Origin of the sequence: Algibacter aquimarinus (assembly GCF_039543265.1) — a bacterium.
Lineage (GTDB): Bacteria > Bacteroidota > Bacteroidia > Flavobacteriales > Flavobacteriaceae > Algibacter_B > Algibacter_B aquimarinus.
Window position 1 is genome coordinate 1 of sequence record NZ_BAABJK010000011.1, and the last position, 22,617, is coordinate 22,617.

The following is a 22,617-nucleotide window of genomic DNA, read 5'->3' on the forward strand; positions in this document are numbered from 1 at the left end:
AAATGACCATGGTAATTGGGCAGAAGCTGTTTTATCATACTGTGGTGAAATTCCAACATCAGAAACTTCAAAAACTAATAATACATCTAAAGAATCATTTAATTTTGCTGATATAACAGCTATTAGTAATACCCATATGGTTGATATAAAGTGGGAAACTTTAAACGAGGTGGACATTGATATGTATGTTGTTGAACGATCTGTAGATGGACATGACTATAAAGTTGTAAATGACCAATCTGGAACAAAATCCAACAAAAAATCTGAGTATATTGGAATTGATTACAATCCAGTAATTGGTAAGTCTTATTATCGAGTGGCTGCAATCACATCGCAGGGTGATAAAATTTATTCCTATGAGGTTGAAGTTGATTTTGAGATCTTCAAGACCAAAGTGATGGTATATCCTAACCCCGTTAGAAAAAATCAAATACTAACAGCAGATATTTTCGTTGATAATCTGAATATGGGTGATTTGGATATTAATATTTTCACCATAGATGGTAGACTGATACAATCAAGGTCAAAGAAGATGAATCAACCACAAGCATTTGAGCAATTTAAAGTAAATACTTTGGAAAGTGGTGTGTATATTTTGGAGGTTAAAGGCTCTGATTGGAAACGCATTGAGAGATTCGTAGTTAGATAGCGATAAAGTTATAAATTAACTAACAATAAACTTTTTATTAAAAAATAAATGACACCTTATAAGGTGTCATTTATTTTATATTAACCCACAAAAACTAATAAGTAGATTGTTATTTATTTGAAATAATATTTAGAAGCTACTTCTTCTATATCATAGACCTCATATATTTTCTATGTATTAATAAAGATCCTTATCAACAATTCTGTAAACTTATTAACATTTGTTTTTACTTATTAACAAGTAAGACTAGAGAAGTAAATACAATTACTTTAATCTTCTATATTTGTTGACTAAGCTAAATTAAGACGATTTTTACCAACCAATTAATTATTAACGATATTTTATAAGGTCAAAACATCCATATCTTGAGTTTAATCGTACTTCTATAAAGTCAATGAAAAAATTAGCTTATTTGCTCTCAAATTTACCCTTTATCGAAAACGACAGTGTATTTTGTCGAAAAAAAACATTATTTCATCGTATTTATTTGTTAAGTATATATGTTTGTTATCTCAATAACCTACTTATCCCTAAAAAACTGTGAAGCATACCTACTTAATTATATATTTTAAAATTCTTTTAACGTCATTAGTTTTTCTAAATTGTTTTAATAGCTTTGGTCAAGATGATTTCATGTATTCCATAAACGCATCTGGGACTAATTTATCTGGAAATCAAGGTTTTGTATCTTATTCAATAGGACAAGTTTTTTATTCTTCTTCAGAAAATAATACACATACACTCACAGAGGGTGTTCAACAAAATCAATTACAAAACTCTACTGATCAAGATACAAATACTCCTGAAGACAGTAATGTTCCAGATGATTTAACACCCGATTTAAATGTACTGGTTTATCCAAACCCAACTCATGATGTTGTTACCTTGGTATCCAATGGGTTTAATTTAAGCAATAACTTAAATAGTTATCAATTATATAATTATCAAGGTAAACTAATAAAAACAAGTATTATACAACAGACAAATACCATTATAGATTTAAGTCATTTGAGTACCTCTTTTTATATACTTCAAGTCTTTAGTCAAGAAAAATTGTTCAAAACAATAAAAATTGTAAAAAAATAAAATCATGAAATATCACTTTACTTTTCTATTATTCTTACTGTGCTCTCTTTCAATTTTTGCACAAACTCCAGAAAAAATGAGTTACCAAGCTATTGTAAGAGCTAGCGATAATACATTGCTTACTAGTGCTAATGTAAGCCTTAAAATTCTCATACGTCAAAGTAGTCCCACTGGTACAATTGTATATGAAGAAACACATTCAGAAAGAACAAATAGTAATGGCTTAGTGTCTTTAGAGATAGGTACAGGTAATAGTGTTCAAGGAAATTTTAGTGCTATTCCTTGGGAACAAAGCACTTATTTTGCTGAAACTCAGGTTGATGTAACTGGTAGCTCGAATTATAGTTTAATAGGTGTTAGCCAACTTTTAAGTGTGCCATATGCCTTACATGCAAAATCTGCAGAAAGCTTTACTGGCACAATTGTAGCTTCGCCGTATAGAGCTGCTATCATTCCTTTAACAACATCTAGAAGTCTGGCTATTGAAGACGTTAATAATACCATAGCTTGTACAAGTTCAGCAACTTTAAGTATTCCATCTAACTTTTCTAATATGGAAATTGGCGATACCGTTAATCTAGAAGCTCACAATGGTGCCGTTTTAACTGTTACTTCTGGATCTGGAGTTTCCTTGAATTATACAGATGCTGGAAGCGCTGTGTTTACTAGCCGTATTGGAAATGTTCGTTTTGGATTGCTAAGAAAAACTAATACTAATGCCTATATAATTTCAGGACAATGAAAAACTATTTGATAATATTTATTTTTATGGTGTCGTCAACGGTTTTTTCACAAAACTACTTTTATGCGTTAGATGAAGAACCCACAGCACCAGATACTGAAAATCCAAAATCACCGATAAATTTAGTAGCTTCAAATATTACTACAACAAGTGTTGATTTAGATTGGGGTGCTGCAACTGATAATACAGCTATTACAAATTATAGCGTTTTCAAAGATGGAGTTTTAGAAACTACATTAGGCAATGTGCTAACCTACCAAGTTACAAGTTTAAATGCTTCTACATCATACGATTTTACAGTAACAGCAATAGATGGTTCAGGAAATGAAAGTTTAGCAAGTAATACAGTAACAATAACAACTAATACTCCTAATGAGGTTACAGAAGTACGCTTCATTATAGTAGGGGCATCTATCATGCAAGCTGCTTTTGGTAGTGGTGGAATGGCTAATTTTTTAGCAGTACTTCAAAATACTTGGCCAGATAAAACATTTTCAGCTTTTAGGCATGCATTATCAGGGCAAACCATGTGTAGTTACGTAGATAGTAACATACCTAACATTGATGATACGTTGTCACAATACGAACCAATTGCAGGTGTTGAAACTATTGTACTTATTCATTTAGGCGGTAACGATGTTACAAGTGGCAGACCTTACAGCGGTGAATCTCAAAACGATCTAACAAGTATGACTGCCTGTTATACAGAAATTTTAGATAAAATTGATGCTAAAGGATTTAAACCATTAATTTGTGATATATCATTTAGAAACTATGACGAAGGTACACCAAATAACGCCTATGAAAACGAAGAGTTAGGAAGTAAACCATACAACGATAATATTGTAATCCCTTTAGCTTTCAATAGAACAGAGTTTAGATATGATGACGGAGAACCTTTCATGCAGTTTTATAATATGTCTTATAATAATTGGGAAACTTATTTAGGTAATGACAATATACACGTTGCAGGATCGGGCTTAACAGCCTTTAGAGATAGAATTATAAATGAAATATGTGATTATATATTTAATGGTACTGTACCACCAAGAATAATTAAAAATACACCTTCAGCTTCATTAACTAACAACATGGTTAGCGAACAAAAGTATTTTGATGCTGTATTATTACCACTAACTAAAAAAGATAGTTTACAGGATTATATAGATTTATATGATCATATACGCCTTGAAAAGGGGGATTATGGCAGACTTAACGGACAGCAGATAAATTTAACAACAAACCAAAGTTTATATGGCTTTCCTACAGAAACCAACACACCAGAAATAAATGTTTTAGCAGGTAGTAGTAATGTGACTATTCATAATATTAACCCTCATAGAGTTCATTTATTAGCTGGTTCACCTATCACCCATATTACTATAGGTTCTTTGTCTAATTCAACCATACTTTCAACAGGTGGACAAATAGAAGACAACTTGTTTTTAAATATTGCACGCTCTGGTATTGAGTTAGATTTTAGTGTAAGCGGTTATTATAGAAATAATAGAGTGTACAGGCATCAAACACAAGGTAGTTTTTTAGAACTGTTAGGCAATAGCACTACGCCTAGTTATGGAAATGTGCACGTGTGGAATAATTTTTTAACTCCTAGTGGTGATGCTGCTTACATTAATAATATTGAAGATATAAGCTTTTTAGGATTAGATTCAGAAGGGTGGAATTTAAGAAATCAAACTACAAGAAATGCCATGTTTAAGGCGGAGAACATAGGTAATATAAAGATCACTGATTTAGGCGGTGCAAATGGCTATTGTGAAGGTTGTGAGCAACCTGCATTAGATATACAAGCCGATAATCTATTCATTTTTAATAAAAAAATATCTGATGCCTTTGGTGATAAAAGTATAATTAGAGCCAATACAAATCTTTTTATATTAGAAGAAAACTGGGAGCGTGACCCATATAGAAAAGAAGCAGGCGTTTATGATGTAAAACTATCTACTGAATATGGTTTAGGAATTTACGACGATAACTCAGTTTACATTAATGATGTCCTAGTAACTGAAACACTAACAGACCAAACTACTATTGACAAAATTAAAGAGAACATACTACAACCACAATTTACACCTGTTGATAGACCAGTACACGAAGTCTTACCAGACCCTCTTGGACCTAATTGGGCAACTGAGCGTGAAGGAAAGCCAGATAGTAGAGCCTATATTCAGAATTTAATTGACACTGATACCATTGCACAATTACCGGAGGGTGTATTTTACATAAGTGGTACTTTAAATATTAACGGAGACGATAATTTTAAAGGTGGTATTATAGGTGCTGGAACAGGCAAGACCGTAATATGTGGCTTAACCGATGATTTTCCATTAATAACCGTTAATAAATTTAATTTTGCGGAAAACCAACAAAGTAGAATTAATTTAGCACACTTAACCTTACAAGGTGGTGATGTAGGTTTATATTTTCCTACAAATTTAAGACTAACCTCTTTAAATAGCTGGCGTTATGTTATATTCAGAAATCAAAATACAGGTATTTATTTAGAACAAATTTTTGGTTTAGATAATTGTTTTTTTGACCATTTAAGTTTTATAAATTGTGATAAAGGTATATGGAATGACCCGCTTCCTCCTAGTGACCCAAACTACGAAGTTTTAGAATATGCAGGATATATAGATAAAGTGGTGTTTTATAAAAATCAATTTATAGGCTGTAATGTAGCTATGCAGATAAGTTCTGATAGAGGTAGTAATTTAAACGCATGGATAGAGTGTAATTTCGATAGCAATGGTTCTGTAGCTACTATGGGCGGACAGAATTTTGCACAGTTTGTTAATTGTGACTTTACAAATAATACAGGTGGTACCTTAACCGGAGGTGCGTTATTTAACGGTAGTGGTCCTAGTTTTTATAATTGCGTATTCTCTGGTAATACGTCAACACTTACGTTTGATACTGTAGGACTATTAGCAGAGGGATGTAGTTTTTTAGATACTAATCAACTAATGGGTGATGAAACCCATTTTAATCAATCGCAATATATTATAAATAGTACAGTAAATGCGACTACTTTAGGTGGTGGTTGGGGTAATAATCAATCACAATTTATAAACACAAGTTTCCCAAATATCCCAGCTTTAAATAAATTAATGGTAAACATGAAGGATAATGTAATAACTACGATTATAGATGAAGCACCAAACCCTTACCCGCAATTTTTTATTAAACATTAAAAAACTATTATAGTTTGTAGTGCATAATAACATTGTAAATAAAAGTATTTAAAACCAACTCATACTATCAAGCGAGTATTTTAAATATACGGATGTGAAGTATTAAACCACTCTACAATTAAATAATTTAGTGTATCACAAACACATTTGATCATTCTGTCTCTGTCTCATAGGAATATTTTATTTACAAAGTGACATATTGTATGAAAGAATACAATGGTGGCATTATAAATAGTTACCTTACAAAAAATAACAACGGTAACCTAAGTTATAATATAGATAAACGTTACTTTTAGATTTGTTAACCCTAAGTTGTTTATTAAAAAACAAAAAAAAGATAAAACGTAAACTAACAATAAAACTATTTAAACTTAATTCGTAATGTAATAAATACTAAATAATACTTAAGGGTTTATTTTAAAGCAATCTTCTCAAATGTTTTCATCACATTATTGATATCTAAATAGTTTTCAGCATAAGTACGCGCATTTTTCATTATAGTTTCTCGATCCTTAGTTGATAAAGCATTATCGATACCTTCATTTAAAGCAATTTGATTTTCAGCAGCCACTAAGAGTCCCATATTATATTTTTTTGTTACTGCATATAAACCTGAGTCTTCATTAGCCGTTATTAAAGCCAAGCCTCCTACAGATAAAATAGTAGTAAGCTTTGAAGGCATAACTAAATCACTAGCTTTCGCTTTTTGAATGACTAAATGCACATCTGCCATATTTAAAAACTGATTGAATTTTTCCATGGGCTGTAATGGAAAAAATATAACATTCTTTAAATTTAAATCTTTAGATAACGTTTCTAATTTTTCTTTGTAAGGTCCAGTACCACAAATAACAAACTTGACTTCGTTCTTATCTTTAAATACCTCAGCTGCATAAATAATAGATTCTAAACCCTGCTTTTCTCCAATGGCACCAGAATACAAAACCACTTTATCTGATTTATTAAATCCAAAACCTTCTTTCAGTACATTTTTTTTAGAAATTGGTGAAAAAAATGAGGTGTCAGACCAATTAGGAAATAACACAACTTCTTTCTTAGCTTTTTCTTTTATTTTAAAAACCATTTTTTCGGAAATACTACTAATAATATCCGTTTTATTAAAAATAAATTGTTCGACTTGATATAATAGGTTTATAACTTTTTTAGAAGTAATCATGTTTAAGTCTTGTGCTGCTTCTATTTGCATGTCTTGAATATGATAAACCGTTTTAGCCTTTTTAAACACTTTGTAAAAGTAGCCTAATAAGCCAAATTGGAAAGAAGGTACTACCGTAATAACAGTATCACATTTTTTTTGAAACAATAACTTAACCAACTGCAAAAATGCTGATAACATAAAGGATACATCTAAAAGCATACGTTTTTTTCCTGAAGGTTCCGATGGTACATACATGGGGCAGCGATATGTCGTAATTTTTCCTCCAGATTCATAATTTTTAACTTCTTTTTTATACCAAAATCTATTTTTATGATAGGGCTCTTGCACCTTCCAGTATGGGTAATAGGGGTATGTGGTTACCACCAAACATTCATAACCTGCATTTGCTAACCAATCTATCATCTCGCCACTATACTTTCCTATTCCTGTAGGTTCGGGCGAAAAATTATATCCAATAAGTAATAAGCGTTTTTTTTTGTTTAGCATTTATTATTTTTTATTTTACTTTTAATTAGCTTCACCATAAAAATGACTAGTAAACCATTTCCGGCGCCTACACTACCCCAATAAATATCTTTCCAATCAAATATTCTAATGGGTCTTAATAACTGGCCTAATTCCGCAATAAAAACTAAGCTTACTAAAGAAAGAAATACTAAAACCCAATAAATTGTTTTATGTTTCTGAAATAGTAAATACAGACCAGAGAACAATCCCAGAAAAAACAAAGGAATCGCTGTTCTTAAATTACCATTTTCATCTTTATCAGTCCATTGCCAAATCCATTTTGGTACTAGCTGGTTGTATTCAAATCTGGGACTTGCAATCCAACTAAAATATAATACTGAAAAGACGAAAAATAATATACTGAAAATTAAAAAAAACGAACGCATAACTTAATTCAAACTTATTTTTAGCCTTATGGTTTACTATTTTTTAGTTCTTTTATTTTACAATAAATTTGGGTAAAATAAGACATTTTCAAAATAGAGAATACAAAACCAGTTGCTCCGTCTTTCCAACCGCCATAAAAAACAAAACTACCAAAGAAATATATTGGACCTATTAGCGAACTGCGCATAAGTCTATATTTAATTCTTTGCTTCCATGTCCAAGAGGCCCTAGCATCATGATTGTTATAGGTTTTCATATACCTATAGGCTTCCCAAGATGCGTATTCGTTATGTTTATCCATATAATGTGATACCCCTCTAAAATCTCTATGATCAATTTTACTTTTAATATATCCTATTTGACCGTCTAGTATGGGATGTTCATGAATTTCCATATCTAGATTACTCCATTTATCTTCATCAATTTTTTCATACTCCCCAGCTCCAACCTTAAATAGTGCTAATTTATTAAGCGGATAACCGCCTTTTAACTTTTTTCCAATAAAATAAATCGTATAGTTAAGCCAAAAACCTACCTTATCATCTTCGGTTTCTAATTTCTGTGTTAACTCTTTTTTAAAATCTTGTGTTAAATATTCATCGGCGTCAAGAAATAATACCCATTTTGTTTTTAAATTATAGTTACGTAAAAACCAATTTCTTTTTTTAGGAAATTTACCATCCCATACAAAATTGACAATTGAAACACCTTTAGACTTTGCAATATCTATTGTAGCATCCGTGCTTCCAGAATCGATAATTACAACATGCTTAGCAAAATCTGGACCTATAGACTCTAAACAGCCTTTTAAATTACTTTCTTCATTCTTTACTGGTAGTGCTATAGTTAAATCTAATGGTGCATTCATAGTGTTATTAATTAAAATAATTTATTCCTTAGTTAATTCCTTCTAAAAGTCGTTCTTTTATTGGTATGCAAGGGTGTCCAGTGCAAACCATCCATTCAGGCATACTTTTTACAACTACGGATCGTGCACCTATAACACTACCCGTTCCTATTGTAACACCTGGATGTATAAACGTTTCCGCTGCAACCCAAACATGGTCACCAATAGTGATAGGTTTCGTAAACAAAGGAAACCCTGATTTTGTGTAATCATGAGTTCCGGCAACCAGATGAGCTCCTTGTGAAATCACTGTACGCTTACCGATGTGAATTTTACCTTGAGAATACAAAGTTACCCCATTAGCAATACCACATTCATCATCTAAAATTAAGTTCCAAGGTGCCCAAATAGTTACTTTTGGATACACATGAACTCCTTTACCTATTTTTGCACCAAATATTCTTAAGATTACATTTCTCCACTGGTGTAAAGGATTTGGTGAAAAACGTATAAAAATGATGTATACAAGATTCCATATTACACGAGCTAGCCTATTTTTTAGGCTAAAAGAAGGTCCAGAAAATGTATCTGTATTGGTCATTTTTTAACTAATTTTATTTACTTTTTTAAGATGAACTTTATTTTTTTATATGTTGAAAACCTTAGTTTTCCAATTTTCTACTAAAGCCTCTAACGAAAAATACGTCTTGTAGCAAATTTCTGCTTGATTTTCCATAAGTTCTTTTTCTTTCGAATTCATATTAATCCAACCTTTAATAAGTGAGGCAGTTCCTTTTATATCATCATTATCAATTAAACCACCTTGTTCTGCTTTGATTTCTTTCCAAATATTAACTTGATTAGAAATTAAAACAGGTTTTTTACAAGCCAAAGATTCGACCACTGCAATTCCAAAATTTTCTTGATGACTTGGTAATATAAAAGACTCACAGTTATAAAACGCACCCCATTTAGCATTTCCAGAGAGCATCCCTGGAAAAAAAACATTATGTCTCAAAGATTCAGATTCAGAGACTAAATTTTTTATTTTTTTTCCATAATCTGAATCGCCACCTGGACCTGCTATCACTAGTGCAGGTATTCTTTTATTATTCTGATTTTCTTTTAAAATATTATGGTAAGCCGCTACCAATAAATCGACCCCTTTTTTTTCATGTATTCGACTAAGAAACAAGAAGAATGGTCTTTGTTGTAATCCATCACAGCTACTAAAAAATGCAGCATCCATTTTTGGTTCATATTTAGGAGGTGCTTCAACTCCTAAGCCTACTACCAATTCACTTTTAGGATGATAGGGATTGAATGGTTTTCTAGCTAAAAGTTTTTCTTCTTCACAAGTAAATAACAAACCAGCTGAGGCATTAACAACCTTATTTTCTATAGCTTTCCAATACACCCAATTTCTAATAGCTTTTAAACGTCTGCCTGATGCGTTTTGGAAATAAGGATCTAACATGCCGTGAGGCATCACATAATATTTAGGACATTTATTATTTATACTACTTTTTTTTGCTATACTTTTAAAAGCCTTATAAACAGCAAAGGCATTATACAACCAAAGTCCATGTATTATGACATAATCATAATTTAAGATATTAGATTTAAGCCAAGGGAGTAACTGTGAATGGTAACCCCAAGGATTATTACTTTGCCCCAAAGCATGAAGCTTAAAAGTTTCATTCAAAACAAAATCAGCAGTTGAATCATCTAAACTAACAACCTCATTTTCTACACCTTGTTGAATCAAGCTAGTCGCAATAATACGAACCGCTTTACAAACGCCTCCTAAAACAGGATCCATACTATTTACAACATGTAAAACCTTTTTATTTGCCATTTATTTTTTTTTAATTAACAAACCCTTCATCTCTCAAAAAATATTTTGCCGTTTTTGGAATATCACTTAAGGCTTTGGCAGGTACACCTCCATATAATGTCCATTGCGTTTCAAACTTTTTATTTAATAAAGATTTAGCCCCTAAAACAGAAAATGAAGGTAAACAAGCACCATTAAGTATAATAGAATTTGTTCCTACAAAAGTATAATCTCCTATATGAATTGGTGCACTATCTTGAATGTTTTTTAAAACATTAATGGAATGCGTTAAAAATTGAGAATTATACCCAGCTATGGTACTAAATTTTCCAATCTTAATTGAATTGGTGCAATCGATATGATGGTTTTTAGTAATTGCAGAGGATTCTCCTAATAGTAACTCTGCCTTTCTATCTAATTGATGTTGAAAATGTAATGAATCTGTTTGGGTAGGAAACCCAGTAATCCAATTCTTTCTTCCAATAGTAGCATTTGTATCCAAATGAATTAAGTCCAAATTTACCGCTACTGTAAAATGATCGATTCTTGTTTGGGCTTCCATTATTAATTTTTTAGGAAAAACCCAAGATAAACCTATACGCGCAGTAGAGTGAATTTCAAATCCAAAGAATTTTTGGAGCAAAAATCTACGAATCGGCCATGGCATAATAGTAGTTAAAATTTTAAGAATCATTTAAAGTTTTATTTTTTTATTTAAACCGAATAAATCAAGATATCCTTGTATCATTCTTTGGTTTGAGAATCTTCCAATATTTTCAAAACCGCTTTTTACAAGTTCATTCCTAAAAGTATGATTTTTTAGTTTTATAAAAGCATCAGCAAATAGCTTGGGGTTTAAAGGGTCTGCATGAATTGCCGCACCTCCACTTACCTCTGGCATGGGTTTTAAATTACTAGCTATAACAGGAGCCCCACAAGCTTGCGCTTCTATAACAGGCCAACCAAAGCCTTCTGATAGTGATGGAAACACAAATGCTTTACATGCGCTAAACAGACCTACTAAAGTATCATGCTCTGGTCTTTTTATTGAAATTACTCTATCGCTTAACCCTAAATCCTTTGCATAATCTAAAAGCTCTTGCTCTAAAATCTCTCCAGCAAAACAAACATACCCATCCCATGTATTTTCTAATTCTTTTAGCATATCTATCAATAGCTTTCTATTTTTTCGGGGCAATGAAGATCCTACATGTAATACAAACTCGTTATTGGACTGGATACCATAAGGCTTAAGTAATTTAGTATATGTTGTGGATGGCATTGGTGAAAAAGGCGCATTAAAAGCATTGTGAACAACACGCCAATCTTTAGTGTGTTCGAATTCAGAGTTTGATAATTCTTTTAATTGAAAAAGGGTATGTTCTGATACACAAGCCATTTTATTGGCTTTTGATAAATTCTTCAGTATCCATTTCTGGAGTATCTTACCCATCTTGGTTGCGGGACAATATGCGTCTTTAAAACCAAAAGCACCACGAATAGCAAGCACATCATGGCAGGTAATTCCTGAGTTTTGTTTAGGTAAATGTTTTAAGTATGGTGCATTAGAATGGTCGCAAATATGATAAAACGTAGGACTAACTTTTTTTGAGTTACCTATTATTCGAAATTTCAATATCATTGGAAATACAATCCATTTATCGATATATCCTAAATATTTTCCGAGACCTTTGTAGGGATTAAGTCTTTTTAGCCCAAAAAAAACAGTAGGTCTCCAAATTTTAGTATTTATACCTGAATTTTCAAAGCCATCGGACAGCATGAGTGTAAAACGTTCCATACTTTCTTGTTTATCCAATTTATAATTTCCTATAAGTATGATTTGCATGCTTCGATATAAATTTAAATTTCTTTACTATCATTCGTATCTACTTTTTTAGATGCAGCTAAAATTAAACCTCCTATTAAGGTGCTAAAACCCAATACTGTAGGTTGTGCCCACTGACCTTGCACGATAACCGTTAAGCCAAAGCTAAGTAATAACCAAGGTAATATATTATTAAGTTTTATGTTGAGATAGCTCTTTATAGAGATATCTGCACAAAAAATGGCTCTTATTAATAATATAAGAACGCCTAAAACGAACCCCATTTCACCTATTAGTCTTGACCATTCACCTTCAGCAATTAAAAAAGTTGCTTTTCCTGTTAGTAAGGCACTTCCTGCATTAGTACCCATGCCTAAACCTAAACCAAAAAAGGGTAAGTCGCTGTTGGTGATAGCGTGAATCATATGTCCGAAAAAACGATCAAATAACGTAGTAGACATACCGCCTTCGACTCTATTGGCTGTCTCAAAACGATCTGTAAACGCCTCTGTTGCAGTACCAAAAAACTCAGTATTACTTAACACAAATAAAATAAGTACTATTAATATTGCAAAAACAATCATACGTAGTAAGAATTTAGGCTTACTAGCTACAGATAACATCGTGAAAATAAAAGTTATACCTATAGAAAACATTAAAGTTCTACTGATAGACAGCGGGACTGCAGCCAACAAACCAACAGTTGCGCCAATTAATATAATGCGATTTACTTGCACTTTAGCTAACCAAAAGTAAAAAATATAACAAGCTGCCATACTAAAAAACAACACATTACCCGTGGTGAAAGAAAACGTACCTGATGGCCTAAAATACCCCATTGAACCACTAAACCCAGCCCCCTCAATATCGCCTCCAACACCACGATTTACCAAAGCCGATTGCGGACTGTAAAATTGTAGTCCAATGAGTATGGCCATAATTATTGTGATAACTAACATGACTTTACCCATTTTAATCACATCCTCTAAATTAAAAACCCTAGAAATAATAAACATTACGGGGAAATGGATAATTAAAATTCGTGCTCCAAATATAGCTACAGATAAACTACCATGACCAAATACCAAAGAGGTGGCAAAAGAAATCATGGTAATGAATGTAATGGATAATACATAAATATTCGCTTTTATAATATTGTGTTTCCAACACATAAAAATCAAGCCAATCGCTAATGGGTCTCTCACTATTAATAGCGGCGTTGATAAAAAAGGTAAAAACCATTTACGTAAGGCGCCTTCAAAAATTAGTAAGAAAAAATATAACCAAACCCCTTTCTTTAAAAGGTTTATTAAAGCTTCTTCCTTGGTAATTACCTTGTTATGTACTGATAAACTGGTATTCATTTAAGTTTTTAATATGGCTTCTGCTAATTCTTTTCCATAAACAGACCATGGCCGTTGTTTAGCCGTTTCCAACGCTGCTTTTCCAGCAGCTTCAATTTTTTCTGGTTTATCTATTAAGATTTCAATACAATTTTGTAAAGCTGTACTTGACCCAGCCTCAACTAACCAGCCATTTACGTCGTGATCAATTAAATCAGGTCCTGCTGTTCTATCTGTTGTGATTACAGGAGTCCCCTGAGACATCGCTTCAGTAATAACCAAGCCAAAACCTTCAAAAAGTGATGGGAAAAGTAATACATCATGCGCTTGCATTTGTTCTAACACCTCATTGTGAGACAAGCTAGGAATCCATGTATGTTTAGAAAGCGCCTTGTTTAGCGCCTCGCAATCGTTGGTGCTTTTATGACCAACAACGGTGAGTTGTACATGGGATGATAATGACTCTATCGCAGCAAACATATTAGCAATACCTTTACGTTGCGATAACCCACCAACGAATAATAATTTTATAGGTCGATTACTAATATCATAAATTCGATTAGTTACAGGTTTGGGGAAACCATAGGGAATGACATGAACAGGTGCTAATTTACCAGGGTAGCTACTTAAGCTTTTAGCTGTAAACGTACTTGCCACAAATATGTTATCAGCTAAAGCCAATTCTGCATCCTTTCTTTGAAGTTTTTCCTCAGAATCTTTAAAGCCTGTTAAGGTAGACGCCCACTCAGGCCATAATTTTTGCTCGTTTTCCAATAACTCTCTGGCATAACGCCAATACCCAATTGGCAAATCGTATAAACAGGCTATATTATATTTTTTAGCCATTTTAAATGAGTAATAAGCACCATCTTCATAAGCATAAACGGCATCTAATTGATGGGTAGCATGATTTTTTAAACTAGATGCTACTCTTTTGTCGATGTCTTGATAGATGGCATCAATCGAAAATGCACCGGTTTCATGTTTTACAAAAGCTGTAAGCCCTAACTTTGCACTTAATAATCGCATCATTTCCTTGATGGGAAACATTTTGGTAACGGGCTGCAAACTGTCATCAAAATGCCTTCTAGAAAACTCTTTTAACGGCCCAATAGTTTTTAGTTTATCTAATATGCTACCAGAAAAAACAGCAATAGCAGTATAGAATCTATAAAGTATTTTAGAATCATTTAAACCCTTTAAAACGGCTCTATTATTTTGATTACTTGTGGGATGCGATACTATTACTTTCATATTTGATTTACTATTATAAATCACTTTATTGCTTATTAGATACTAATGTTTTGTAATGATGAAACATTAATCTATAAAAATTCCTATTTGCTAAACTACTTAAACCGCCACTTTTTAAGGCACTTATGGCATAACTCCAAGTATTTTTTGGGTCACCAAATTTTATACGTTGTACACCTAGAATCAGAAAAAAATATGCAATTCGTCGATTAATTAAATTTGACAAATTGGAAATTTTTCTTTCTTTCTGTATGTTTCGCAAATTATCAATACACTCTTCAAATACATATCCTGCTGATCTTGATATGGTTGTTTCGTTATTATCGTGCATTCTATAATGCATAAGTGCATCATTAGAAGACTTTACTTTATTGGCATGAAGCAAAACCCGATAAAAATAATATGTATCAACCGCAGCACGGTAATCGCAAATTGGCGAAGGTGACTTTTTAACAACATCCCTACTTAAAAAAGATGCCGAGGGTAAAATGGTATAAAATTTAATCTGATCCTCCAGAAAATCCAGTCCAGAGTCCAATTTATTTACTACTGGCCCCGTATCGGTTGTACCTATAAAAGTCCAATTTGTAAAAAACAAATCTAAATCGGTATTTTCAATAAAGCTATTTACTGCCACTTGGAGCATGTTTTTGTTCCAATAATCATCTGCGTGAAGCGTTCCGATAATAGAGCCTTCGCCTAGGCTAAGAACATGTTCCCACGTAGCATCCTGACCTTTGTTAACATCATGGCTAATGTAGTTTATTCTTGGATCATCTAAATATTGTGAAACAATTTCATGAGTATTATCTTTTGAGCAATCATCAACAATAAACAACTCCCAATTAGTGTATGTTTGTTTTATAACGCTTTGTATAGCTTCTGTAATAAATTCGCTATTATTATAACTCATTATTCCAACAGTAACTTTTATATGTTTATTATTGTTTTTCTGCATATTTCAAATTAGTTTCAAATAATTTAGAAATCAATTTTTTATTAACCTTCTATGAATTTTCAGCAGTAAACCCGTAATTCTACTCATAGAAGGATATTTATTTTTTAATTTATAAAGAAATGACTCAAATGGTGTTCTGTCGTCATGCCAGCTTCCATCACATAAGTGAATTGCATAAGAGCTTTCATCTAAAAACCAAGTATTCCCCACAAGAATATGCTTTGGGAGAATTAACATGTTTTCATCAAGTTTTTGTTCTTTATCTTGATAAACAAATCCATATTTCTCTGCACATTTGGTAATATACGACCCAATAATAAAATTATTAAAATCAACCATTCCGTTTACCTTTTCTGGTTTAATTGAATCGTACATGTTTAAACAATCAACTACATATTTATGGTTTGGTATAGATGCCATAAATGCTGATAGTATCCCCAAACCATGAAATCTTTCACTCTTATTGATTGGTTTAAATTTTGAATCGAGTAAATGTTTATGCTCTTCATACATATCAGGCAGATACTCAATACTACTAAAAAAACCATATTTTAACCAATCTGTTTCTATGGGTTTTAGTACCTTAACATCGGTATCCATATAAATTCCTCCTTCTTTAGAAAGTGCATAAAACCTTGCATAATCGGTAACAAAAGCCCATTTCTTTTGAAGGTAAGCCTGCTTCACAAACTCGTTGGTGTTTACATCAAAATTTTCTTCAGACCAACACTTAATTTCGTAATCTGGTAAAAATTTTTCCCAAGTACCAATGCACTTCTTTATAAACGCCGATTTTTCTGCGCCTCCAAACCAGCAATAGTGTATTATTTTTGGAATCATTACAAATTATATTTATTCATTAACTTAACACTTCGCTTCCATCCTAAAAATTTCCTAAAAAAGCTTAGCAATTTTCTATCGGGAAGTTTAAAACTTAAATCATATTTATTAAATATTACAGAAACTTTATCATACAAATTAGTATCATATATGTAATTTTCATAAACAAAAAGCCCTACATATTGTTCGCAAATTTCTTTATGATGACTATCATTATTATACTTTAAAATAATACCAATGATGATATCAAAAGTATTTAAAACCGATTCGATGGCTTTAACTGATAATTTAGAACTAATGCCTACGCCTGTTTTTCTCCATACCACATATTCATCTGTTAGGGATAATGCCTTATCTGCTATATTATACATTCTTGCAAAATATTCACCATCCTGATTCTTTAATATGTTTTCATTCCATCCTCCTACACGACTAACCAAAGTCCTAGGCATTAAATGGCATAAGGGACAATTAAAGCCACCACCATTCCAAATATCTATTAATAATCCAATAGCAGGCTCATAATCTTTATCTATTGCTCTGGGTGGAGCCACCATATCGCCGTTGGGAAACAGCATTTTAAGCGGTGAAAAAACAAAAGATGTCGCAGTGCCTTTTTTTTGTAATATGTCAACCTGCTTTTCTATTAATCTACTAGAACAATAGTCGTCTGCGTCCATAAATTTTATATACGCTCCAGATGATTTTTCGAACGCATAATTTCGAGCAGCATTAGCACCTTTTTTGGGGTTATGAAATAACTTAACCGTATCATTTAAAAATGAGCTCACTATTTCAACAGAATGATCACTAGAGTTGTCATCTACAATAATTACCTCAATATTATCATAGGTCTGATCATTGAGCTTTTGCAAAGTTTCGACAATATAAAGACCTGCATTATACATAGGAATACAAACAGAAACTAGGGGATTATTTTTATTCAGGTCAATCATTTATTTTAGATATATTTTTATCTTTAAAAATACTGTATTTAGTTTAAGTTTATAATTTCGCTAGGTATGAGTCTATTGATAGGTTTATATTTTATAAGCCTCATTTCATTTTTAAACAGGTCTATTCTTTTTAATGGAACAAATAGTAAACGTATAAATGGTATTTGAGTTGCTATTCTATAAATAATGTAGCACATTAATATATTTAAAACAAATAGAACAAAATGTAAAAATGGATTATAAACATTCAGGTTAAACATGAGCCTATATACATCTAATATGAAGACATGAAAACCTAGAATAAAAAAACTGGCTTTAGAGCATTCAACCAAGGCTTTATTTAAATATGGTATCTTTTCTAAATATCTACAGAAAAAAAAGACAGAAAAAATACCAGCAATAGATAACAATAATAAATAATGGTAATTAAAAACAAAAAGAAATATATCCAAATCGGTTCTAATTTCAAACTCATTTAAAACAAAACATGATATTAAAAATAATACTGGAAAAATAATCATTATTTTACTGTGAAAAAATGAAACCCCATTGAGATGACGATCACTTATTTTTTTAAAACTATAACCTAACACCAAGAAAGTAAAGAAAATAGGTACATATGATAAATAATAAAATTCAATTCTAGTATTAATTAGAACTAATAGCATCAAACCTATAAATACTAAAAATAAATATCTTAATGGCTTTTTTAGACTTAAACTAACTAAACTCCCTTTTAGTACTATTAATCCTAAGAATAATGCACCTACAAACCATAAAGCGTAATTTACAAAACCTAAGTTTCCATAAATAAATACCGATAATAGAGCATTTACATACTTTGTCATCCCATTTATACTAACCTCATCAGAACTAATTATATACAATAATATGTTTAGGACTGTTAGGCATAGTAAAAAACCCATCAAAGGCTTGATCAAACCATCTACTTTAATAAAGAAATAAGCCTTAAAACTAAGTTTGTCTCTTATTAAATAACCAGATATAAAAATAAAAATTGGAACTACAAAAATCATTAAAACATTATCAACTAGGAAATTGAGATTAGGATAGATATTATCTACTTGAATGAAGGGATAGTGGACAAGAGTCATTAAAATTATACTAAATCCCTTAGCTATATCTAAAATTTTAACGTGCTTTTTATGTTCTACTTTGCTCAACTTTTATAAATTGGATTTATTAATAATTCCCCTGATACCTTATAAACTATTATATCAAGAGGCTATTTAAAAATTCATCTGACACTTCTTTAATTCCTTTAACTTTTAGATTAAAACTCACTTGCTTTGAACTAATAAAATCAGATAAATTACCATGACTATACTGAAAAAAACAACTTTCCAAAAATACTTCTGTTCCATTATTTGGTTTTGTATTTTCTGAGACAACTAATATTGGTAAATTATGTTCTTTCAAGGCGGCTACTGTTCCACTTTTTTCTAAAACAAAAACTGGATTTGTTGTTACTCCATAATCGGCCTTTTGCAATACATGCGATACTTCTTCATTTGTTAATTCTCCTAAAACCTGATATGAAACTTTATAATTTTTTAGCTCTTTTTCCCAATTCTTCAACTCAGTACCACTCCTACCAATAAAAACCAAAGTAATACTTTTATTATTAATGTCTTGAGAATATAAATAAAGCTCTTTTACAAATTCTTCTATTGGTAAATTAGGATGAATGGAGCCAAAATGAACGAATACTATACTTTTTTTATCATATACAAAGCTATCTTTATTATGACTTTGACTAAACTTTATATTACTAAATATTGGCAAGTATTTGGGGTTAAAATTTATTCTAGTCAACTCATTCATGTAAAATTTGGTATGTGTATGTACAACATTAAATTTTAACTTCTTTCTAAGAGATTGTACAATTTGTCTCTGCAAAAAACCAGTAACCTTAAACTTAATGGAGTCTGTGCTTCTTAACCCTAACCATAATTCATGAAACATAATATGCCACTTCCTTCCTACACCAAGTTCTTTCAACTCATTACCTAAACCAAAAGGGATACCTTTAAAATGAAATGAATAAGGCACAAACTGAAGACTTAACCATTCAGGATTTTTACTAACTATCCACTTCTTGCTGAGGGCAACACGTTCCTTACGTTTTAAGCAAACAGGAAGCCTATAACATAGAATTTGGATACCCTCCATTTCTTGATTGACTTCTTCTTCACTTTCAACAAATCCATCTTTATATGCAATAATACCAACCTTAACACCCTGTCGAATTAACTCAGAAGCTAAACGACGAGTGTAATCTCCTACGCCATCTTTCCCTGGTTCAATACTCCCACAAATAAAAATAATTCTCACGTTAACTAATAAATTTAAAAAACACTACTAAAATATTACAAAGAAGATTGTGAAATTTAATCTGATTTTTTTCCAATTTGGAAATACTCAAATCCATTTTTCTTCATCATCTTATCATTGTACTGATTACGACCATCAAAAATAACAGGTTGTTTTAACTGTGTTTTCAACTCTTCAAAATCTGGGATTCTAAATTCTTTCCAATCTGTTAATAGTATCATGGCATCGGCATCAACAAGTGTTTCGTATTTTGAGTTACAATACGTAACAGCCTCTATACCCTTTAAATAAAACTCTTGAGCTTCATGCATAGCCTTTGGATCATAAGCTCTTATTTTGGCCCCTCTGCTTACTAATTCTTTAATTACATATATAGCTGGTGCTTCACGCATATCATCAGTATCTGGCTTAAATGCTAATCCCCAAATGGCAAATGTTTTCCCAGTTAAATCCTCACCAAAACGTTTCACGACTTTTTTTGCTATAACTAGTTTTTGTTTGTCGTTTACAGCTTCTACTGCTGCAACTAAATTGGCTTCATAACCGTGTTCTGCTGCTGTACGATGCAATGCTTTGACATCTTTAGGAAAACAGGATCCTCCATAACCACTACCTGGATAAATAAAACTGTATCCTATACGATTATCAGAGCCAATACCAATACGCACATCATTAACGTCTGCACCTACTAATTCGCAAATATTTGCAACCTCATTCATAAATGAAATTTTTGTAGCTAACATGGCATTAGCAACATATTTAGTCATTTCAGCTGAACGAACATCCATAGTTATTAATCTTGCTGAGCCACTTCTGAAGAATGTGGAATATAAAGCGCGCATTTTCTCAGTAGTTTCCTCATCATCGGCACCCACCACAACACGGTCTGGTTTCATAAAATCATTAATAGCATCACCTTCTTTTAAAAATTCTGGATTGGATACCACCTGGAAATTTACATCTACATTACGCTCTTCTAAAGCTTCCTTAATAGTTGCCCTTACTTTATCAGCAGTACCAACAGGGACCGTAGATTTATCAACAACAATTAGAGGTGTCGTCATGTGTTGTCCAATTTCCTTGGCAACTTGTAATACATATTTTAAATCGGCTGAACCATCATCTCCCATAGGAGTTCCAACAGCAATAAATGCAATATCACATCCTTCTAAATGCTCTGATAATTTTGTGCTAAAGGATAACGTTTTATTCTTAAAATTTCTTTTAACCATAGCTTCTAACCCTGGTTCAAAAATTGGAATAATACCTTCTTTAAGCTTTTCTATTTTTTTCGTATCAACATCAATACAAGTGACTGAGTGTCCCATTTCTGCAAAACATGTACCACTTACCAGACCAACATATCCTGTTCCTATTACAGTTATTTTCATTTTTCTATTTTTTTAATTATTTAATTTGTTTTTTATTCATTAATTTATACCGTTGTCACAGAATCTTAATCAACACTATTTTTTTATAAACATTGATTTCCTGTTCAATACCAACTCACAGTCGATTAATTTGTTTCATTCCAAAATGATTTTTGAATATCATTCAAAACAAAATAGTTTTGAGCCATTTTTTTTGCATTAAATGACACTTTATTATCTGGTTCTAAAAGTTTCTCAATACTATTTAACATATCTCCAATATTTAACGAAAGGCAATTTGATGATGCCTCATTATTCTTCAAAGCAATATATGCAGCACTATCATCAGGACCATGATATAATATCCTCCCTGAGCTACCTAAATAACCAATCATTTTTGTTGATAAGCTGTACAAATAAAATTCAGGATGAGAAAACTTGATAGGTAAATATAAAATATCTGCTTGGTCTTGTTCTTTTTTAATTTCAGCGTCAGAAATAAAATCTGTACGGTATTCTACTTTAAATTTTCTGTTATTAAGTAAAGGAAGCTTTTCAACGCCTCTTAAAATCAAGGTAAATGATTTATTTTCGGTTGACAATTTGTCCAATGCTTCTGCTAAAGTATCAAACAACGGGTAATACTCTAAGTGCAACAGACCTGAAAAATAGATTATGATATTATTACTATTTAATTTTTTTGGTTGAGAAATTTCTTGTTCTGAAACACCATCGGTAATCAATTCAAAAGTATTTTCCCCAAATAATCGTTGATACTCCTCTCCTAAGGCTTTAGATATTAAAAGCCTTCTGTCCGCTCGATTCCATAAATACATGGTATCCTCAAAAGAAGAATGTGTTGTAGAAAAATGGTCATGAAACGAGACCCAAAGTTTCTTCTTATCCAATAAAGCTTCGTCACAAATTGCCGATGAGTAAACACTATGATTGACTATATGAAGCACATCAAATGGTATTTTAAAAGCTGTTCGTAAAAGTTTTTTCTTGGTAAGACTAAAAAACAGCTTATCCCTTAACCAACTAAAAAAACTTCTTAATTTCCACCTCATCCAAGAACGATGTTTGGGAAATACAGATATAAAAATCTCTTTTACCTTTCCAATTTTAATAGGAGTAAAACTGTAATTCACAAAAAGTGATGTTACTTGAGTTTCTCTCCCTGCATACAAGCGTCTTAATAATCTAGCAGCGCCACCATTTTCGTATAAGGACTGAGGTTGAAATGAAAGTATTTTCATAAAA

The 22,617-nt window shown here is 31.7% G+C and carries 20 protein-coding genes; 4 read left to right on the forward strand and 16 right to left on the reverse strand.

Going from position 1 to position 22,617, the window contains the following annotated elements:
* From ABD939_RS14655 to ABD939_RS14670, 4 genes are all read left to right on the forward strand, one after another.
* Nucleotides 1–649, forward strand: a 649-nt coding sequence (locus ABD939_RS14655) for a T9SS type A sorting domain-containing protein (RefSeq protein ID WP_345170181.1), incomplete at its 5' end; no start/stop codon positions are given.
* 540 nt (nucleotides 650–1,189) lie between these two features.
* Complete coding sequence (locus tag ABD939_RS14660) at nucleotides 1,190–1,735, forward strand: T9SS type A sorting domain-containing protein (RefSeq protein ID WP_345170182.1); 546 nt, start codon at nucleotides 1,190–1,192, stop codon at nucleotides 1,733–1,735.
* Nucleotides 1,736–1,739: 4 nt separating this feature from the next.
* The gene (locus tag ABD939_RS14665; RefSeq protein WP_345170183.1) at nucleotides 1,740–2,477 is read left to right on the forward strand and encodes a hypothetical protein; all 738 of its coding nucleotides are present in this window, start codon (nucleotides 1,740–1,742) and stop codon (nucleotides 2,475–2,477) included.
* Entirely contained in the window at nucleotides 2,474–5,692 is a 3,219-nt protein-coding gene (locus ABD939_RS14670; RefSeq protein ID WP_345170184.1) for a fibronectin type III domain-containing protein, read from the forward strand. Before ABD939_RS14665 ends, ABD939_RS14670 begins: the two co-directional genes overlap by 4 nt.
* 412 nt (nucleotides 5,693–6,104) lie before the next feature.
* On the opposite strand, the gene ABD939_RS14675 is transcribed toward ABD939_RS14670, so the two are convergent.
* The 16 genes from ABD939_RS14675 to ABD939_RS14750 form a co-directional block, all read right to left on the reverse strand.
* The gene (locus ABD939_RS14675; protein WP_345170186.1) at nucleotides 6,105–7,358 is read right to left on the reverse strand and encodes a WcaI family glycosyltransferase; all 1,254 of its coding nucleotides are present in this window, start codon (nucleotides 7,356–7,358) and stop codon (nucleotides 6,105–6,107) included.
* The gene (locus tag ABD939_RS14680) at nucleotides 7,352–7,765 is read right to left on the reverse strand and encodes a hypothetical protein (protein WP_345170188.1); all 414 of its coding nucleotides are present in this window, start codon (nucleotides 7,763–7,765) and stop codon (nucleotides 7,352–7,354) included. Before ABD939_RS14680 ends, ABD939_RS14675 begins: the two co-directional genes overlap by 7 nt.
* A gap of 26 nt (nucleotides 7,766–7,791) precedes the next feature.
* On the reverse strand, nucleotides 7,792–8,634 hold the full coding sequence (locus ABD939_RS14685; RefSeq protein ID WP_345170190.1) for a glycosyltransferase family 2 protein: 843 nt from the start codon (nucleotides 8,632–8,634) through the stop codon (nucleotides 7,792–7,794).
* Nucleotides 8,635–8,662: 28 nt separating this feature from the next.
* On the reverse strand, nucleotides 8,663–9,214 hold the full coding sequence (locus ABD939_RS14690; protein WP_345170191.1) for an LbetaH domain-containing protein: 552 nt from the start codon (nucleotides 9,212–9,214) through the stop codon (nucleotides 8,663–8,665).
* Between the two features lie 45 nt (nucleotides 9,215–9,259).
* The gene (locus ABD939_RS14695) at nucleotides 9,260–10,471 is read right to left on the reverse strand and encodes a glycosyltransferase (protein WP_345170192.1); all 1,212 of its coding nucleotides are present in this window, start codon (nucleotides 10,469–10,471) and stop codon (nucleotides 9,260–9,262) included.
* Nucleotides 10,472–10,481: 10 nt separating this feature from the next.
* Nucleotides 10,482–11,144, reverse strand: coding sequence for an acyltransferase (locus tag ABD939_RS14700; RefSeq protein WP_345170194.1), 663 nt, complete (start codon nucleotides 11,142–11,144; stop codon nucleotides 10,482–10,484).
* A complete protein-coding gene (locus tag ABD939_RS14705; RefSeq protein ID WP_345170195.1) occupies nucleotides 11,145–12,299 on the reverse strand; it encodes a glycosyltransferase family 4 protein in 1,155 nt (384 codons plus the stop codon).
* Between the two features lie 14 nt (nucleotides 12,300–12,313).
* Nucleotides 12,314–13,642: a hypothetical protein gene (locus ABD939_RS14710; RefSeq protein WP_345170197.1), complete on the reverse strand. Its 1,329-nt coding sequence runs from the start codon at nucleotides 13,640–13,642 to the stop codon at nucleotides 12,314–12,316.
* Nucleotides 13,643–14,875 (reverse strand): glycosyltransferase family 4 protein, encoded by a 1,233-nt coding sequence (locus ABD939_RS14715; protein ID WP_345170198.1) that lies wholly within the window; start codon nucleotides 14,873–14,875, stop codon nucleotides 13,643–13,645. It abuts the gene before it with no gap.
* Between the two features lie 25 nt (nucleotides 14,876–14,900).
* Nucleotides 14,901–15,833 carry a glycosyltransferase family 2 protein gene (locus ABD939_RS14720; protein WP_345170199.1) on the reverse strand — a complete coding sequence of 311 codons (933 nt, stop codon included), beginning with the start codon at nucleotides 15,831–15,833 and terminating at the stop codon, nucleotides 14,901–14,903.
* 30 nt (nucleotides 15,834–15,863) lie between these two features.
* A complete protein-coding gene (locus tag ABD939_RS14725) occupies nucleotides 15,864–16,673 on the reverse strand; it encodes a glycosyltransferase family 32 protein (RefSeq protein WP_345170200.1) in 810 nt (269 codons plus the stop codon).
* Nucleotides 16,673–17,629, reverse strand: coding sequence for a glycosyltransferase family 2 protein (locus ABD939_RS14730; RefSeq protein ID WP_345170202.1), 957 nt, complete (start codon nucleotides 17,627–17,629; stop codon nucleotides 16,673–16,675). Before ABD939_RS14730 ends, ABD939_RS14725 begins: the two co-directional genes overlap by 1 nt.
* A gap of 38 nt (nucleotides 17,630–17,667) precedes the next feature.
* A complete protein-coding gene (locus tag ABD939_RS14735) occupies nucleotides 17,668–18,813 on the reverse strand; it encodes an acyltransferase family protein (RefSeq protein ID WP_345170204.1) in 1,146 nt (381 codons plus the stop codon).
* Nucleotides 18,814–18,862: 49 nt separating this feature from the next.
* Nucleotides 18,863–19,984: a glycosyltransferase family protein gene (locus tag ABD939_RS14740; protein ID WP_345170206.1), complete on the reverse strand. Its 1,122-nt coding sequence runs from the start codon at nucleotides 19,982–19,984 to the stop codon at nucleotides 18,863–18,865.
* A 56-nt stretch (nucleotides 19,985–20,040) separates the two neighbouring features.
* Nucleotides 20,041–21,375 (reverse strand): UDP-glucose dehydrogenase family protein, encoded by a 1,335-nt coding sequence (locus ABD939_RS14745; protein WP_345170208.1) that lies wholly within the window; start codon nucleotides 21,373–21,375, stop codon nucleotides 20,041–20,043.
* 125 nt (nucleotides 21,376–21,500) lie between these two features.
* The gene (locus ABD939_RS14750) at nucleotides 21,501–22,613 is read right to left on the reverse strand and encodes a glycosyltransferase family protein (protein ID WP_345170209.1); all 1,113 of its coding nucleotides are present in this window, start codon (nucleotides 22,611–22,613) and stop codon (nucleotides 21,501–21,503) included.
* Nucleotides 22,614–22,617: the final 4 nt, after the last annotated feature.

Coding starts and splice junctions, on each gene's coding strand:
- ABD939_RS14750 (WP_345170209.1), bottom strand. CDS start 22,613: ATGAAAATACTTTCATTTCAACCTCAGTCCTTATACGAAAATGGTGGC.
- ABD939_RS14725 (WP_345170200.1), bottom strand. CDS start 16,673: ATGATTCCAAAAATAATACACTATTGCTGGTTTGGAGGCGCAGAAAAA.
- ABD939_RS14700 (WP_345170194.1), bottom strand. CDS start 11,144: ATGATTCTTAAAATTTTAACTACTATTATGCCATGGCCGATTCGTAGA.
- ABD939_RS14665 (WP_345170183.1), top strand. CDS start 1,740: ATGAAATATCACTTTACTTTTCTATTATTCTTACTGTGCTCTCTTTCA.
- ABD939_RS14745 (WP_345170208.1), bottom strand. CDS start 21,375: ATGAAAATAACTGTAATAGGAACAGGATATGTTGGTCTGGTAAGTGGT.
- ABD939_RS14710 (WP_345170197.1), bottom strand. CDS start 13,642: ATGAATACCAGTTTATCAGTACATAACAAGGTAATTACCAAGGAAGAA.
- ABD939_RS14675 (WP_345170186.1), bottom strand. CDS start 7,358: ATGCTAAACAAAAAAAAACGCTTATTACTTATTGGATATAATTTTTCG.
- ABD939_RS14715 (WP_345170198.1), bottom strand. CDS start 14,875: ATGAAAGTAATAGTATCGCATCCCACAAGTAATCAAAATAATAGAGCC.
- ABD939_RS14730 (WP_345170202.1), bottom strand. CDS start 17,629: ATGATTGACCTGAATAAAAATAATCCCCTAGTTTCTGTTTGTATTCCT.
- ABD939_RS14695 (WP_345170192.1), bottom strand. CDS start 10,471: ATGGCAAATAAAAAGGTTTTACATGTTGTAAATAGTATGGATCCTGTT.
- ABD939_RS14705 (WP_345170195.1), bottom strand. CDS start 12,299: ATGCAAATCATACTTATAGGAAATTATAAATTGGATAAACAAGAAAGT.
- ABD939_RS14670 (WP_345170184.1), top strand. CDS start 2,474: ATGAAAAACTATTTGATAATATTTATTTTTATGGTGTCGTCAACGGTT.
- ABD939_RS14685 (WP_345170190.1), bottom strand. CDS start 8,634: ATGAATGCACCATTAGATTTAACTATAGCACTACCAGTAAAGAATGAA.
- ABD939_RS14720 (WP_345170199.1), bottom strand. CDS start 15,833: ATGCAGAAAAACAATAATAAACATATAAAAGTTACTGTTGGAATAATG.
- ABD939_RS14690 (WP_345170191.1), bottom strand. CDS start 9,214: ATGACCAATACAGATACATTTTCTGGACCTTCTTTTAGCCTAAAAAAT.
- ABD939_RS14680 (WP_345170188.1), bottom strand. CDS start 7,765: ATGCGTTCGTTTTTTTTAATTTTCAGTATATTATTTTTCGTCTTTTCA.